11 protein-coding genes are annotated in these 15,096 nt (G+C 71.0%); 4 read left to right on the top strand and 7 right to left on the bottom strand.

The annotated features are described in order from the left end of the window. Nucleotides 1-15: 15 nt before the first annotated feature. Nucleotides 16-1,536 carry a hypothetical protein gene (locus tag OG509_RS26205; RefSeq protein WP_406184962.1) on the bottom strand — a complete coding sequence of 507 codons (1,521 nt, stop codon included), beginning with the start codon at nt 1,534-1,536 and terminating at the stop codon, nt 16-18. Nucleotides 1,537-1,651: 115 nt separating this feature from the next. On the opposite strand from OG509_RS26205, the gene OG509_RS26200 reads away from it, so the two are divergent. Together OG509_RS26200 and OG509_RS26195 are read left to right on the top strand one after the other, a co-directional pair. Beyond that, nucleotides 1,652-2,221: a WcaF family extracellular polysaccharide biosynthesis acetyltransferase gene (locus OG509_RS26200; protein WP_398906228.1), complete on the top strand. Its 570-nt coding sequence runs from the start codon at nt 1,652-1,654 to the stop codon at nt 2,219-2,221. Further along, nucleotides 2,218-3,333, top strand: a complete 1,116-nt coding sequence (locus OG509_RS26195) for a glycosyltransferase (protein WP_406184960.1) — start codon at nt 2,218-2,220, stop codon at nt 3,331-3,333. Before OG509_RS26200 ends, OG509_RS26195 begins: the two co-directional genes overlap by 4 nt. Nucleotides 3,334-3,340: 7 nt before the next feature. Here OG509_RS26195 and OG509_RS26190 read toward each other — a convergent pair whose 3' ends face one another. The 4 genes from OG509_RS26190 to gmd form a co-directional block, all read right to left on the bottom strand. Further along, complete coding sequence (locus OG509_RS26190; protein ID WP_030857282.1) at nt 3,341-3,553, bottom strand: DUF6458 family protein; 213 nt, start codon at nt 3,551-3,553, stop codon at nt 3,341-3,343. A 121-nt stretch (nt 3,554-3,674) separates the two neighbouring features. After that, nucleotides 3,675-4,352: a hypothetical protein gene (locus tag OG509_RS26185; RefSeq protein ID WP_406184959.1), complete on the bottom strand. Its 678-nt coding sequence runs from the start codon at nt 4,350-4,352 to the stop codon at nt 3,675-3,677. A 102-nt stretch (nt 4,353-4,454) separates the two neighbouring features. Beyond that, nucleotides 4,455-7,235 (bottom strand): LamG-like jellyroll fold domain-containing protein, encoded by a 2,781-nt coding sequence (locus tag OG509_RS26180; protein WP_406184958.1) that lies wholly within the window; start codon nt 7,233-7,235, stop codon nt 4,455-4,457. A gap of 245 nt (nt 7,236-7,480) precedes the next feature. Continuing rightward, a complete protein-coding gene (gene gmd / locus OG509_RS26175) occupies nt 7,481-8,494 on the bottom strand; it encodes a GDP-mannose 4,6-dehydratase (RefSeq protein ID WP_406184957.1) in 1,014 nt (337 codons plus the stop codon). Between the two features lie 206 nt (nt 8,495-8,700). Here gmd and OG509_RS26170 point away from each other — a divergent pair, with 206 nt between their 5' ends. Beyond that, entirely contained in the window at nt 8,701-9,645 is a 945-nt protein-coding gene (locus tag OG509_RS26170; protein ID WP_053689472.1) for a GDP-L-fucose synthase, read from the top strand. A gap of 26 nt (nt 9,646-9,671) precedes the next feature. Here the strand turns inward: OG509_RS26170 and OG509_RS26165 are convergent, their stop codons facing one another. Next, nucleotides 9,672-11,159, bottom strand: a complete 1,488-nt coding sequence (locus OG509_RS26165) for a sugar transferase (protein WP_406184956.1) — start codon at nt 11,157-11,159, stop codon at nt 9,672-9,674. Between the two features lie 381 nt (nt 11,160-11,540). Here OG509_RS26165 and OG509_RS26160 point away from each other — a divergent pair, with 381 nt between their 5' ends. Then, nucleotides 11,541-13,808 (top strand): M4 family metallopeptidase, encoded by a 2,268-nt coding sequence (locus OG509_RS26160; RefSeq protein WP_406184955.1) that lies wholly within the window; start codon nt 11,541-11,543, stop codon nt 13,806-13,808. A 185-nt stretch (nt 13,809-13,993) separates the two neighbouring features. Here OG509_RS26160 and OG509_RS26155 read toward each other — a convergent pair whose 3' ends face one another. After that, a complete protein-coding gene (locus OG509_RS26155) occupies nt 13,994-15,079 on the bottom strand; it encodes a hypothetical protein (RefSeq protein ID WP_406184953.1) in 1,086 nt (361 codons plus the stop codon). Between the last annotated feature and the right edge of the window lie 17 nt (nt 15,080-15,096).

Below are 15,096 nucleotides of genomic sequence, written 5' to 3'. Positions count from 1 at the left end.
CCCGAAAGACACGGCCTAGCGCAAGATCGTGGTCTTGTCCTGGCGGTACGTCGCGACCAGTGCCAGGCAGAGGGCTGCGATCGCCACCCGGCCGGAGGCCTGGAGCAGGGGGCCCCGCAGGAGGATGAACGAGTAGCCCGCAACCAGCGGGACCACCACCGAGATCAGGCTGCCCGGAGGCGAGCGCCGCGTGGCGCGCTTCGCGTAGCGGCGGTCCACCCGGGCCGCCGCGTACCCCATGCCCAGGAGCCCGGCGCCCATGCCCAGCGGGCCGAAGTCCAGCCACAGCTCGGCCCAGATCGGGGACGAAAGGTTGGTGTTGACCGTCCCCATCCACTCGCCGACCATCACGCCCGTGTCCTTCGGCTTGCCCGGCCAGACCGAGCGCGGCACCGCGAAGAAGACGGATCCCGCGAGCTGGCTCCCGTACAGGTGCCCGGGCCCGGAGTTCGAGTACGTGATGGTGTTCGCGAACATGCCGATCTGGTCGTAGTCCTTGAGCGCCATCGGCTCCAGGAACGACGTCGTCTCGACCGGCTTGTAGTTCTTCTCGTCGTACCGGAAGCGGTCCGCGAACGGGAACACGAGCAGGGCGATCACCACCGCCATGGACAGCGCCACCCGGTACATCGCGGCGCTCACCGGGAAGACGGTGAACAGCATCGCGAACATGACCGTGAGGAACCAGTACCGCGGGTTCGAGATCGGGTTGTTGACCACCACGTTGAGCAGGGCCAGCGCCCCCCAGGTGACGATGATCGACACCTTGCGGCGGGCGTACGTCGACGTGATCAGCCAGCGCGTGTACAGCAGCAGGGCGAGCAGCGCCGGGACCGTGCCGAAGCCGCGCAGCAGCGCCTGGCCGGCCTGGCCGTCGCCGTTGGAGACGCCCGCCTCCTCGATGCCCGCGATGATCTCCTGGCGGCTGGAGAAGAACACCGCCGGGCCGCCGAGCTTCATGATGAACGCGGCGCTGCACAGGAAGGCGATCCCGGTCAGCAGTTGGAGGCGGCGCCGGTGGGCCATGACCGGCCGCGGCTCCTTCTGGGAGCCGCCGGCCCGCCCGGTCGGCCGGTGGCGGGCGAGCAGGACGCCGACGTCGAACGCCGTGCAGCCGAGCAGGACCAGGCCGATCGCGACGGTGAGGTCGGAGCGGGGGCCGACCACGGGGGTCGGGACCCGGCCCAGGACCGCCTGCGCGAGCGGGGCCACGCCCATCGCCATGTAGACGAAGAGCCAGAAGGATCCCTGGAGCAGCTTGCGGCGGCTGGTCAGGACCATCGCGGAGAGCCGGGCTCCCGCGTACATCGTGAGCAGGAGCTGGAGCCAGAAGGCGGCGTCGCGCTGGCCGTCGCCGGACTGGACGGCGACGATCAGCGGCAGGAAGACGGTGAAGCCGAGGATGAGCGGGACGGACAGGGCGCGGGAGAGCAGGGTGCGCGGGGTGGTGACCCGGCCCCACCGGTGCACGTCCTGCGGCTCCGGGGCGGACGGAACCGGCGGGGTCACCGAGGGCTTGCGTATGTCCGTTGCCACTGCTGCCCCCACCCCATGTGCCTGGTCCGCGCGCAGTCTAGTCTGAGCGGGCGGCGCCCGGGGAGGCACGCCTGCGGAGCGCGACGAGCCCGCAGCGCACGATGAGGGGCGACAGTTGCGTGATCTTCCTGCCTTCACGCTGGCCGGATACGACAAGGGGCGCGGGCTGCTGACGCAGGCGCTCTGGTTCGCGGTGATGAACACGCTGTTCATGGCGTGGTTCTGCCCGGCCCGGCTGCGGGTGGCGCTGCTGCGCGCGTTCGGCGCGCGGATCGGCGAGGGCGTGCTGATCCGGCACAGGGTACGGGTGCTGTGGCCGTGGAAGCTCACCGTCGGCGATCACACGTGGATCGGCGAGGGCGCCTGGCTGTTGAACCTGGAGCCGGTGACCATCGGGGCGAACGTCTGCATCTCGCAGGAGGCCATGCTCTGCACCGGCTCGCACGACCACCGGGCCGCCGACTTCCGCTACCGCAACGCGCCGATCGTGGTCGAGGACGGCGCGTGGGTGGCCGTACGGGCGACCGTGCTGGCCGGGGTCACGGTGGGCCGCTGCGCGGTGGCGGGCGCCGGATCGGTGGTCCACAGAAACCTTCCTGCACTGACCCTGCAGACGATGGACGGGCAGCGCCGCCCGGTCGAGGAGCCCAAGGCCGAGGAGCCCAAGGCCGAGGAGCCCAAGTGAGAGTCCTGCACGCCGTCACGCTCCACTCCCCCTCGCACGCGTTCGGCGGGCCGGTCCGGGTCGCGCTGAACCTGGCCAAGGGGCTGCGGGCGCACGGACACGAGGCCGGGCTGCTGGCCCTCGGCGAGGGCTTCCCCGATCCGTGGCCGACCTCGGTGGAGGGGGTGCCGGCGAAGCTGTTCCCGGCCCACCGCATCCTGCCGCTGGGCTTCAGCGGGATGACCTCGCCGGCCCTGCTGGCCTCGGCTGGCCGGCTGGTCCGGGACGCGGACGTGGTCCATGTCCACCTGGCGCGGGACCTGGTGACCCTGCCGGTGGCCCTCGCGGCGCTGCGGGCCGGCAAGCCGCTGGTGCTGCAGACCCACGGGATGGTGGACCCGAGCGAGAAGGTGCTGGCCAAGGTGCTGGACGCGGTGGCCGTACGGCGGCTGCTGCGCGGCGCGGACGCGGTGCTGTACCTGACCCCGCACGAACGGGAGGGCCTCGACGCGGTGGTGGGCGGCGCGCTCGCGGGGGCCGTACGGCTGGTGAACGGCACGCCCGCGCAGGAGGAGCGGCCGGCCCCGGCCGGTCCCCCGCGCATCCTGTACTCGGCGCGACTGCAGGCCCGTAAGCGCCCGGTGGACTTCGTGGACGCGGCCCCGGCGGTCCTGGCGGCGCACCCGGACGCGGAGTTCGTGGTGGCCGGCCCGGACGAGGGCGAGCTGGCGGCGGTGCGGGCCCGGATCGCGGAGCTGGGGCTCACGTCCCGCTTCACGGTCCCGGGGGCACTGTCCACCGCCGAGGTCCTGGCGGAGCTGCGCCGGGCCCACGTCTACGTCCTGCCGTCGGTGGACGAGCCGTTCCCGATGTCGGTCCTGGAAGCCCTGTCGGTGGGCGTCCCGTCGGTGGTCACGCACTCGAACGGCCTGGCCCGCGACATCGCCTCCGCGGGCGCGGGCCGAGCGGTCACCCCGGGCCCCTCGGGCGTGGCGGAGGCCGTCCTGGCCCTCCTGGACCCTGACGAGAACGCGCAGGCCGGGGCGGCGGCCCGCGAACTAGCCGCGGAGTCCTTCTCGATGGACGCGGTCCTGGACACCCTGCTCGCGGTCTACGAGGCCGCTCTGCGCTGACGGCGGTCTACAGCTCGCGGTGGGTCTCGTCCACCACCGGTAGGGCCGCCGCGCGTCGGCGCTTGAATACGCTCGCGTAGACGGCGAGCCCGATGGCGCCTGCCGCCATCATGATCAGTCCGACGACGTCGAGGTTGACGCTCTCCATCTTCCAGTCCGTCGCGAAGGTGAGGATGGCCCCCACCACGATCAGCGCGATGCAGCCGCCGATGCCTCCCATGTGATTCGCCTCCACAGTCGTGGTCGTCTGACCGCGCGGCTACCCGGGAAGCGGATGCGAAAACGCCGCCCCCGGCCCGGAGTTCGGGCTGGGGGCGGCGTTCGCGTACGCGGCGGGGAGGTTACGCCGGGATCCAGGCGTAGCAGCCCGTCGAGGTGAAGGTCGCCGTGCCTGCGGGGATCGCGGCGGTGATCTTGTCGCCGGGCTTCGGGGTGGATTCCGGACCCGAGGCCAGGACCGCGCCGTCCTTGCCCTTCGCCTCCCAGGTGCACGTCGTGGCCTGGGTCAGCGCCCGGTACGTGCCCGCCGCGGGCGACTGGCGGGTGCCGTCGGCGAAGCCCTTGGACGCCGCGTCCAGGATCGGCTTCTGCTCCGGGCACAGGTACGTGATCGCGTCCTTCGCCCCCGGGATCTCCCCGGCCACGATGGCCCCGGTCGCCGCGTCCTTGTCGCGCTTCGCGGTGCGCTCCACCCGCTGGCAGGACTCCTGGCCGGTCTGGAGGACCGCCGCCGGGTCCATCTTCTCCGGGACCCGACCGCTCAGGTACTGCTTCTCGTTGGGCTTGAAGCTGCCCGTCTTCGGGGTGAGCTTCGTGTCCGGCAGGACCGGCCCGGTCGGCTTCGCGTCGGGAGAGACCGGCGCCGCCGAGGCGTCCGCCGGGTCCGGGACCGCCGACGCGGCCGGCGGCTTCGGCTTCGCCGCCTCGGCGTCGGCCTTGCCGTCGCCGCCCGAGCTGCAGGCGGTCAGGGTCAGAGCTGCGGCCAGCAGAACAGCAGCCGCGGCGGAGCGTCGGTACATCTCTGGGGCTCCTGTATTACGTGCCAGTTGATCGGCGGAACTCGGGGGTGGAGCGCGGGGCCCGGACGTCTTGCGTACCGGGCCCCGCATCAGCCTTGGCGGTTACTTCGGGCCGAAGGTGAGGACGAGCTGCGGAGCGGCGTCCGCCGCCGTCGACTCCATGGACCAGATCCACAGCGGGTCGGTGCCCGTGCTGGTCAGAGCCAGGCTGTAGCTGCTGCCCAGCACCGGGGTGAGCGCGGCGGTGTCCAGCGGGGTGCTCTGGATCGCCGAGCCGTCCGGCACGCTCGCGAACGCGCCGAGCTCGGTGGCGGCGAGGGCGGGCTTGGTGTTGAACGTCGTGCTCGCGCCGCTCCAGGTGCCGGTGACCGGGACCACGGAGATCTTGTCGGCCGTGCCGGCGTTCGCCTGGGTCGACGTCTTGATCTGGAGCGAGGCGGACTTCAGCACCTGCCCGGCCGGCGCGGCCGGCAGGTTGAAGCGCAGGTACGTCTGGTACGCCGACGTGCCGCGCACGGCCAGCGAGCTGCTCGCGCCGTTGGCGGCGCTCGGGGCGCCCTGGTTGACGTAGGTGTCCTCGGTCGCGGAGACCTTGGAGACCGAGTCGGACGGCGCCTTGGCCAGGTCGTAGTGGCTCTTGGCCTGGGCCGCGGTGAGCGCCTTCGGGTAGACGGCCGTCTCGTCGATCTGGCCGGCGAAGAAGTTGCTCGTCGGCTTGGTCGGCCAGCCGCCGAGGTTGTCGCCGCCGACGTGCCAGAAGCCCTCGTACGAGACCGAGCTGGTGACGTTGTTCAGCGTGCCCTTGCTCTGGCCGTCGACGATCAGCTCCATGCCGCCGGCGCCCATGCTGCCGACGACGTGGTGCCACTTGTTGTCGTTGTACGTGTCGAACAGGCCGGTGGTGATGGTGCGGGCCGAGCCGTTGCTGACACCGAAGACCAGACGACCGGTGTTGGTCATGTAGATCTGCTTGTCGTACGTGCCGCTGGTGCGGTCGGTGTTGTTGCCGAAGCCGATCAGCTTGCCGCCGCGCGTGGTGTTGGTCTTGAACCAGGTCTCGACCGAGAACGCGCTGCCCACCGTCTGGCGGTGGTCGCTGTACACCTGCTGGCTGGTGCCGTTGAAGCCCATCGCCGTGCTGGCGCCGCTGATCGCTCCGGGCGTCTGGCGCAGGGCCGGGGCGTTGAGCTGCACGCCGCTGGTGTTGCCGGCGACCGAGGAGTCGGCGACGTACGGGCTGACGGTGTCGTCGTAGCGCCAGTACAGGCTGGCGCCGTCGGCGCGGACCTGGTTCGGGTACGACTGGACCGAGCTCGGGACCGTGACCGAGGCGTTGGCCGACAGGGCGCTGGTGTTGCCCGCCGCGTCGGTGGCCGTCACGCGGTAGGTGTACGACTGGCCGTCCTTGACCGTGGTGTCGGTCCAGGAGGCCTGCGGACGCTGCCACTCCAGGGACTCGGCGGCGACGGTGGCGATGGGGCTGGACGAGCCGTTGCGGTAGATCCGGTACGTCAGCTTGCTGTCGTCGGCGTCGTAGCTGGTGCGCCAGCGGACCTGGACCTCACCGGGCTTGACGCTGCCGGCGCTCGCGACCGGGGTGGTCGGGGCGCCGACGTCGCCGGTGGAGGCGAAGCGGGTGAGCGCCTGCTGCGGCTTGCCGTTGATGGCGGTGAACTCACCGCCGGCCCACATGTACTTGACGTCGTTCTTCTCGGCGATGGTCATGGCACGCGGGCCGATGCCCTCGCCGATGCCGTCGTTGGCGGTGGGGTGCCAGCCGAGCTTGCGCGGGCTGCGCACGAAGCCGTCCACGGGCGCGGGGGCGGCGCCTTCGTAGTTGGTCAGCTGCGCGTTGAAGAAGTTCCGCTTGCCGTCGGGGAACTGACCCTCCAGCGAGCAGTCGTGCGCGTGCGAGGAGCTGTAGAGCACTCCGTCGTACGGCAGGACGGCCTGGGTCGCACCCAGGCAGCGGTCGCGCCACTTCTCGCTGAAGTCGCTGAGGTTCAGGCCGATGCGGCCGTCGAAGACACCGCCGCCGGAGCCCTCGTTGCCGGTGTAGAAGCCGGTCGAGTCGGTGGCGATGTCCTTGACCACGGAGTTCGACGGGATGTTGCTGTACGTCTTGGTGACGGCGCCGGTGGTGGCGTTCACGACGGCCAGGGCGTGCGTGCTCTTGCCGTTGATGTCGAAGAAGTCACCGCCCAGGAGGACGTTCTTGCCGTCCGGGGTGACCTCGACCGCGCGGCCGGGTTCGTCGGCGTTGGCGGTGAAGGGCTTGAGAGAGCCGGAGCCGGCGTCCACGGCGGCGAACCGCTCGCGGGTCTGGCCCTCGACGGCTGCGAAGTCGCCGGCCGCGTACACGGTGTCGTCCGAGACGGCCAGTCCGCGCACGGTGGCGGGGAAGCCCGGGTGGAAGGCGGCCTTGGGGGTGCAGGTCGCGATGTCGATCGCGGCCACGCTGGAGACCGGGGTGCCGTTGACGGCGCCGAAGTAGCCGCCCGCGTACAGGGTCTTCTTGTCCTTGGAGACTTCGAGGGCGCGCACGGTCGCGCTGCCGTCGCCGATGGTGAAGGCGAGCTTGCACGAGGTCGGGTTGCCCGTCGCGGCGTCGAGCGCCACGAAGTTGACCGCTTCCTGCTCCGCGCCGCTGGTGCCGTCGGGCGGGCGGACGGCGGAGAAGGTGCCGCCGGCGAAGACGGTGCCGTTCGCCTCGGCCATCGCAAAGACGACGCCGTTGGGCTGCCAGGTGGGCAGCTCGTCGGCGGTGAATGCCACGGGAGGCGTGATGGCGGACGCCTCGGGCATCAGCACCAGACCTATGCCGGTGCCGGCGCCGGCCAGTGACAGGACGAGGGCAGCAGTCAGCCCTCTGGATCTACGCATGAGCCCCCCAGGGCAGTTGCCCGGTTTGATGGCTTGAACTATCCGAACAGCCATATGTACTGGCGCAGACTAGGGCTCCTGCGAGGACCCGGTCACCTCCCTTGACCCATTGCATACCAACTTGGAATGAACGGTTCAGGTTGGAGGGCGCACAGCGGACATACGACGGGTTTGCCCCGGCCACACCCACCGATACCAGTGGAGATGGCCGGGACACGGCAAATCGTAGGCGAAATATAAGGCCTTCAGCGGTCGATGCGGACCGTCGCGCCCGCCAGCTGGTCCTCGACCTGCCGGATGTCGGCGTCGACCATGATCCGCGCCAGCTCGGCCACGAGGACCGTCGGCTTCCAGCCAAGCAGTTCATTGGCCTTGGAGGCGTCGCCGATGAGGGCGTCGACCTCGCTCGGGCGCTCGTACTTCGGGTCGTAGCGCACGTGCTCGGCCCAGTCGAGGCCCGCGTGGGTGAAGGAGGACTCGACGAACTCGCGGACCGTGGCGGCCACTCCCGTGGCGACGACGTAGTCGGTCGGCTCGTCCTGCTGGAGCATCCGCCACATGGCGTCCACGTACTCGGGGGCGTAGCCCCAGTCGCGGACCGCGTCGAGGTTGCCCAGGTAGAGGTGCTCCTGGAGGCCGGCCTTGATCCGGGCCACCGCGCGGGTGATCTTGCGGGTCACGAAGGTCTCGCCGCGGCGCGGGGACTCGTGGTTGAAGAGGATCCCGTTGACGGCGAACATGTCGTACGCCTCCCGGTAGTTCACCGTGGTCCAGTACGCGAACACCTTCGCGGCGCCGTACGGGCTGCGCGGGTGGAACGGGGTCCTCTCGTTCTGCGGGGGCGGGGTGGCCCCGAACATCTCCGAGGACGAGGCCTGGTAGATCCGGGTGTTCACACCGCTGGCCCGGATCGCCTCCAGGAGCCGCAGGGCGCCGAGGCCGGTCACGTCCCCGGTGTAGAGGGGGGCGTCGAAGGACACCCGCACATGCGACTGGGCGCCGAGGTTGTAGACCTCGTCGGGCCGGATCTCGCGGAGCAGGTTCACGAGCGCCACGCCGTCGGAGAGGTCGGCGTGGTGCAGGACGAAGGACCGGTTGGGGGCCTGCGGGTCCTGGTAGATGTGGTCGATCCGCTCGGTGTTGAAGCTGGAGGACCGCCGCACCAGGCCGTGCACCGTGTACCCCTTGGAGAGCAGCAGCTCGGAGAGGTACGAGCCGTCCTGCCCGGTGACGCCGGTTATGAGTGCGGTCTTGCCCATCTGGGGTCCCCCTGGGGATCGTGTCGGTCTGTTCTGGTGAGCGGGGCCCCGCCCCAGCCGCCCCACCCGTACGAGGCTGGATGCGTACCGTACACGGCCCGCACCCGCCCCCTTCGCCCGGATTCCGCTCGCGGCGACCGGGCGGCCCCGTCCGGCGGCCGGACCTCGTCCGCGCCCCGCGGCGGCGGACTGGCATCATCGGCGGTATGACAAGTTCGCTGCCGCTCCTGCCCCCGAACGCCCGCGTCTTCGTCGCGGGCCACCGCGGCCTCGTGGGCTCCGCGGTCGCCCGCCGGCTCACCGCCGACGGCCACGAGGTGCTCACCCGGGGCCGCGCCGATCTCGACCTGCGCGACGCCGCCGCCACGGAGGCGTACCTGAAGGACGTCCGCCCCGACGCCGTCGTGCTGGCGGCGGCCAAGGTCGGCGGGATCATGGCCAACAGCACCTACCCGGTGCAGTTCCTGGAGGACAACCTCAAGATCCAGCTCAGCGTCATCGGCGGCGCGCACGCCGCCGGGGTCGGCCGTCTGCTGTTCCTGGGCTCCTCCTGCATCTACCCGAAGCTGGCCCCGCAACCCATCAGCGAGGACGCCCTGCTGACGGGCCCGCTGGAGCCGACCAACGAGGCGTACGCCCTGGCGAAGATCGCCGGGATCGTCCAGGTCCAGTCGTACCGCAAGCAGTACGGGGCCTCGTACATCTCGGCGATGCCGACGAACCTGTACGGCCCGGGCGACAACTTCGACCTGGAGACCTCGCACGTGCTGCCCGCCCTGATCCGGCGCTTCCACGAGGCCGCCGCCGAGGGCCGCGAGGAGGTCACGCTGTGGGGCAGCGGCACGCCGCGCCGCGAGTTCCTGCACGTGGACGACCTGGCGGCCGCCTGCGCGGTGCTGCTGGGCAGCTACGACGGGGACGAGCCGGTCAACATCGGCTGCGGCGAGGACCTCACCATCAAGGCCCTCGCCGAGACCGTCGCCGACGTGACCGGCTTCCGCGGCCGGCTCGCCTGGGACACGTCCAAGCCGGACGGCACGCCGCGCAAGCTCCTGGACGTCACCCGCCTGACCTCGCTGGGCTGGAAGCCGGAGATCGGGCTGCGGGACGGCATCGCCGCCACCTACCGGTGGTGGCGCGAGCAGGGCTGAGCGCACGTGCCGCGGCTCCTCTGGTACTAGTACGCTCCGCGGCCGTCGACGACGGCGCGGAGGGTACGGCCCATGACGTCGACGTCGCTGGTGAAGGACCAGTTGTCGACGTACTGGAGGTCGAGCTGGATCGTTTCGTCCCAGGAGAGGTCCGAGCGTCCGCTGATCTGCCACAGCCCGGTCATGCCCGGCCGGACGGTGAGCCGGCGCAGTTCGACCTCGTCGTACTGGGCCACCTCCTCCGGCAGCGGCGGGCGCGGGCCGACCAATGACATGTGCCCGCTCAACACATTGAACAGCTGGGGCAGTTCGTCCATGGAGGTGCGGCGCAGCAGCCGGCCCACCCGGGTCACCCGGGGGTCGCGGCGGATCTTGAACATCAGGCCGTCGTTCTCGTTGGCCCCGGACAGATCGTTCTTCAGCCGGTCCGCGTCCACCACCATGGTGCGGAACTTCCACATGACGAACGGGACCCCGTCGCGCCCGATGCGCCGCTGGCGGTAGAACGCCGGGCCGCGCGAGCCGAGCCGTATCGCCAGGACGATGCCGAGGAAGACCGGCGAGAGCAGCAGCAGCCCGACGGCCGCACCGGTGCGGTCGAGGACCGACTTGAGCAGGGTCTGCACGCCCCGGCCCACCGGCGGCGCCACCCGCAGGACGGCGAGGCCGCCCGCGGACAGGGTTTCCAGCCGCTTGACGGAGACCTCCACGAGCCCCGGGAAGACGGCGAGTTCCAGCCCCGCGTCGTGCAGCGCCCAGGCGACCTTGCGCAGCCGCTCCCCCGCGATCCGGGCGCCCGGGGCGACCAGGACGAGGTCGGCGTGGTGGCTGCGGACGGCGCCGAGCACGGCGGCGGAGTCCGCGTTCGGGGCCTCGGGCACGCTCTCTTCGAGCCGGGCCGCGACGGGCACCCCGCCTTCGAGCGGGCCGGCGCCGACCGGCACCACGCCGACGACCACGTAGGGGTGGTCGGTGCGCGCGGCCAGGTGTTCGATGACGGCCCCGGCCGCGCCGGGTTCGCCGACCACCAGGACCCGGCTGACGGCGTGCGCCTCGCGGCGGGCCGCCGAGAGGTGGCGGTAGGTCAGTTTGTGGCAGGCGACGGTGACCAGGAGGGCGGGCAGCAGGGCGCCGAGCGCGGACAGCCGCGGGGTGCTCTCGCCGGTCACCACACGGGCCACGGCCAGGACGCCGATCAGAATCAGCCAGTCATGGAGGACGGGCAGCACTCCGCGGGATTCTCCCAGCGCGCGGGAGGCGTAGCGGCGGCGCACCGCCTGCACCCCGGTCCAGGCGAGCGCCGCGCCGAGGGCGCAGTACACCGGCCGGACCTGCTGCGCCGCCTGGAAGACCAGCGCTACGGGTACCGCGGCGCCGAGGAAGTCGGCCGTGAGAGCAGCGGGCAGGTACCAGCGGGCCTTGTCGCCGATCCGCCTCACCGGGGCGGCCGCGAGCCCCGCGGACGCAGCTGCCGCTCCGGCCAGTCTTTGCGCAGGAAAATGGACATGCCTCATGGGCCCCCCTGGCACGTGGTCTATGACAGTGGCGCGTGCCCATGGCTTCCCCTGGCGACGGACAACTGGCGCACCGGGAAACAGTACGACAAACGCCCGTACGACAAATGCCGATTGCTCGAACGAGACCTCTTGTTGCGCAAGTGTTAGCAACCGGTACCAACCGTTCCAGATACCGGATCCCCCTTTCGCACGCGAAGGTGAATGGTTCGGATACCGGATACGTCTTATCGGTCAACGAACCGTTTCCAGCCAACCTTTTGACGCGGCCCTGACATCGACGCCGGCAGCTGGCACTCTTCGATCCGTTCTTCGCACCAGCCTGCTCTGCCCGGAGGCCCACCCAGCCGTCCGGAACCCCCCTTGCAGAAGGAGTCTGCGTTGAGTCACACCCCCCACAGGCGTGCCACCGCGGCCGGCGCTCTCGTCGCCGCCGCCGCACTGCTTGCCGTCGGCATCCAGGCCGGCACCGCCAGCGCCGACGCCACCGCGTCGCAGGCACGCAACGCCGCTCAGCCCAACCCGGGCGCCTCCGCCGTCAATCTCAGCCCGTCCGAGCGTGCGACGCTCATAGCCGACGCCAACTCGACCACCGTCCAGGCGGCCAAGGCCCTCGGCCTCGGCGAGCAGGAGAAGCTGGTCGTACGCGACGTCGTCAAGGACGCGGACGGCACCACGCACACCACGTACGAGCGCACCTACGGCGGACTCCCCGTGCTCGGCGGCGACCTGACGGTCCATGCCAAGGGCGGCGTCACCAAGAGCATCACCAAGGCGACCAACCACGAGATCAAGGTCGCGGACACCACCGCGACCGTGACCCCGGCCGGCGCCGAGGGCCAGGCCGTCTCCGCGGCGAACGCCGCGGGCTCCAAGGACGCCAAGGCGTCCAAGAACGCCCGCAAGGTGATCTGGGCCGCCGAGGGCGCCCCCGTCCTCGCCTACGAGACCGTCGTCGGCGGCCTCCAGGACGACGGCACCCCGAGCGAGCTGCACGTGGTCACCGACGCCAAGACCGGCGCGAAGATCACCCAGTGGCAGGCCATCGAGACCGGCACCGGCAACACCATGTACAGCGGCCAGGTCACGATGGGCACCTCGCAGTCGGGCAGCAACTACACGCTGACCGACGCCGGGCGCGGCAACCACAAGACGTACGACCTCAACGGCGGCAGCTCCGGCACCGGCAGCCTCTTCACCAACACGACCGACGTGTGGGGCAACGGCGCCGCGTCCAACCGCGCGACCGCCGGTGCCGACGCGCACTACGGCGCACAGCTGACGTGGGACTACTACAAGAACGTGCACGGCCGCAACGGCCTGCGCAACGACGGCGTGGCCCCGTACAGCCGGGTCCACTACGGCAACGCGTACGTGAACGCGTTCTGGGACGACTCCTGCTTCTGCATGACGTACGGCGACGGTACGAGCAACACGCACCCGCTGACGTCCATCGACGTGGCCGCCCACGAGATGACCCACGGCCTCACCTCGGTCACCGGCAACATGACCTACAGCGGTGAGCCCGGCGGCCTGAACGAGGCGACCTCCGACATCATGGCGGCGAACGTCGAGTTCTACGCCAACAACCCGCAGGACGTCGGCGACTACCTGGTCGGCGAGAAGATCGACATCAACGGCGACGGCACCCCGCTGCGCTACATGGACAAGCCGAGCAAGGACGGCGGCTCCAAGGACGCGTGGTACTCGGGCATCGGCGGCATCGACGTCCACTACTCCTCGGGCCCGGCCAACCACGTCTTCTACCTGATGTCCGAGGGCTCCGGCGCCAAGGTCATCAACGGCGTGAGCTACGACTCGCCGACCTCCGACGGCCTCCCGGTCACCGCGATCGGCCGCGACGCCGCCGCGAAGATCTGGTTCCGCGCGCTGACGGTGGGCTACTTCAAGTCGAACACCAACTACGCGGCCGCCCGTACGGCGACCCTCCAGGCCGCCGCCGACCTGTACGGCCAGGGCTCGACCACGTACAACAACGTGGCCAACGCCTGGGCGGGCATCAACGTCGGCGCCCGCATCGTCTCCGGCGTCTCGGTCACCCCGATCGCCAACCAGACCACCCAGATCAACACCGCTGTGAGCCTGCAGGTCCAGGCGACCAGCACCAACCCGGGTGCGCTGAGCTACGCGGCGACCGGCCTGCCGGCCGGCCTGTCGATCAACTCCTCGACCGGTCTGATTTCGGGTACGGCCACCACTGCGGGCACGTCCAACGTGACCGTGACGGTGACCGACTCGGCGAGCAAGACGGGCACGGCGGCCTTCACCTGGACCGTCGGCACGTCCCAGCAGAACGTGTTCGAGAACACGAACGACTACCAGATCGCGGACAACGCGACCGTCGAGTCCCCGATCGCCGTGACCCGCACGGGCAACGCCCCGAGCACCCTCAAGGTGGACGTGAACATCGTCCACACCTACGTCGGTGACCTGAAGGTCGACCTCGTCGCCCCCGACGGCTCCGTCTACAACCTGCGCAACCGGACCGGCGGCAGCGCGGACAACATCGTCCAGAGCTTCACCGTGAACGCCTCCTCCGAGGTCGCCCAGGGCACCTGGAAGCTCCGCGTCGCGGACCTCGCCAGCCTGGACACCGGCTACATCAACAGCTGGAAGCTCACCTTCTGACCCCCACCGGGGCAGGTGAAGCCACACGGCTGACCCCATGAAAAACGCGGGGCCGTCCGGGAGAAACCCTCCCGGACGGCCCTGTTCCATGTGCGCCGGCGCTACGGGACCTGCTCCCCGGGAGGGACCCGCGAGGGCCCGGCACCCCGTGGGTGCCGGGCCCTCGCGCTCATCGGGTCCTCAGGTCAGCGCATGCCGGGGAAGAGGAGGCGGAGGAAGTCGGGCGCACCCTCGTAGTACTCCTCGTGCCGACCCTCGTCCTGACCGTGCTCCTGCTCCTGGCCGGGCTCCAGACCGTGCTCCTGCTCCTGGCCGGGCTCCTGCTGCCGGCCGGGCTGCTGGCCGTGGTCCTGCGCCTGCTCCTGGCCGGGCTGCTGGCCGTGGTCCTGCTGCCGGCCGTGGTCCTGCTCCTGACCGGGCTCCAGCTGCTGGCCGGGCTGCTCCTCCTGGCCGGGCAGTTGACCGTGCTCCTGCTCCTGGCCGGGCTCCTGCTGCTGGCCGAGCTCCTGGCCGGGCTCCTGCAGCTGGCCGGGCTCCTGACCGTGCTCCTGCTGCTGGCCGTGTTCCTGCTCCTGACCAGGCTCCTGCTGCTCGGCGGGCTCCTGGCCGGGCTCCTGCTGCTGACCGGGCTCCTGCTCCTGACCAGGCTCCTGCTGCTCGGCGGGCTCCTGGCCGGGCTCCTGCTGCTGACCGGGCTCCTGCTGCTCGGCGGGCTCCTGGCCGGGCTCCTGCTGCTGACCGGGCTCCTGCTCCTGACCGGGCTCCTGGCCCTGGCCGTGCTCATGCTGCCGGCCGGGCTCCTGATCCTGGCCGTGCTCCTGCTGCCGGCCGGGCTCGGGATCGGCGATCGGGGTCCGGTGCGAGCGGAAGTCGTCTTCGTCGTCGCGCCAGTCGTCACGGCGGTTGTCGCCCCAGTCGTCGCGGCGGACGCGGGTCGGCACGAAACTCACCGAGAGGACCTCGACGTTGTACACCGTGTCGCCCGGCTGCAGCTCGCGCTCCACCCGGCCGCCGCACCCGTGGTTCGGGTAGAGCAGGGCACGCGACTCGGTGCCGTTGTGCACCGCCGTCGCGGGGCGGTTGCGCGAGGTGTCCGTCAGCTCGTAGCAGGTGTCGTTGTCCGACGGGCGGATCTGCGCGCGCTCGTCGTTGTCGATGATGTACTGCAGCCGGCCGAGGTCGTCGTTGCCGCCGGCGAACGACGGACCGGCGGTCGGCAGGACGAGTGTGAGAGCGCCGAGGAGCACTGCGGCGGTCGGGCGAAGACGCATGGGGAAGCAGTCCGTTC

Origin of the sequence: Streptomyces sp. NBC_01006 (assembly GCF_045162725.1) — a bacterium.
Classification (GTDB): Bacteria; Actinomycetota; Actinomycetes; order Streptomycetales; family Streptomycetaceae; genus Streptomyces.
Note: the sequence above shows the minus strand (reverse complement) of the source record. Positions and strands in the feature narration are given on the sequence as shown.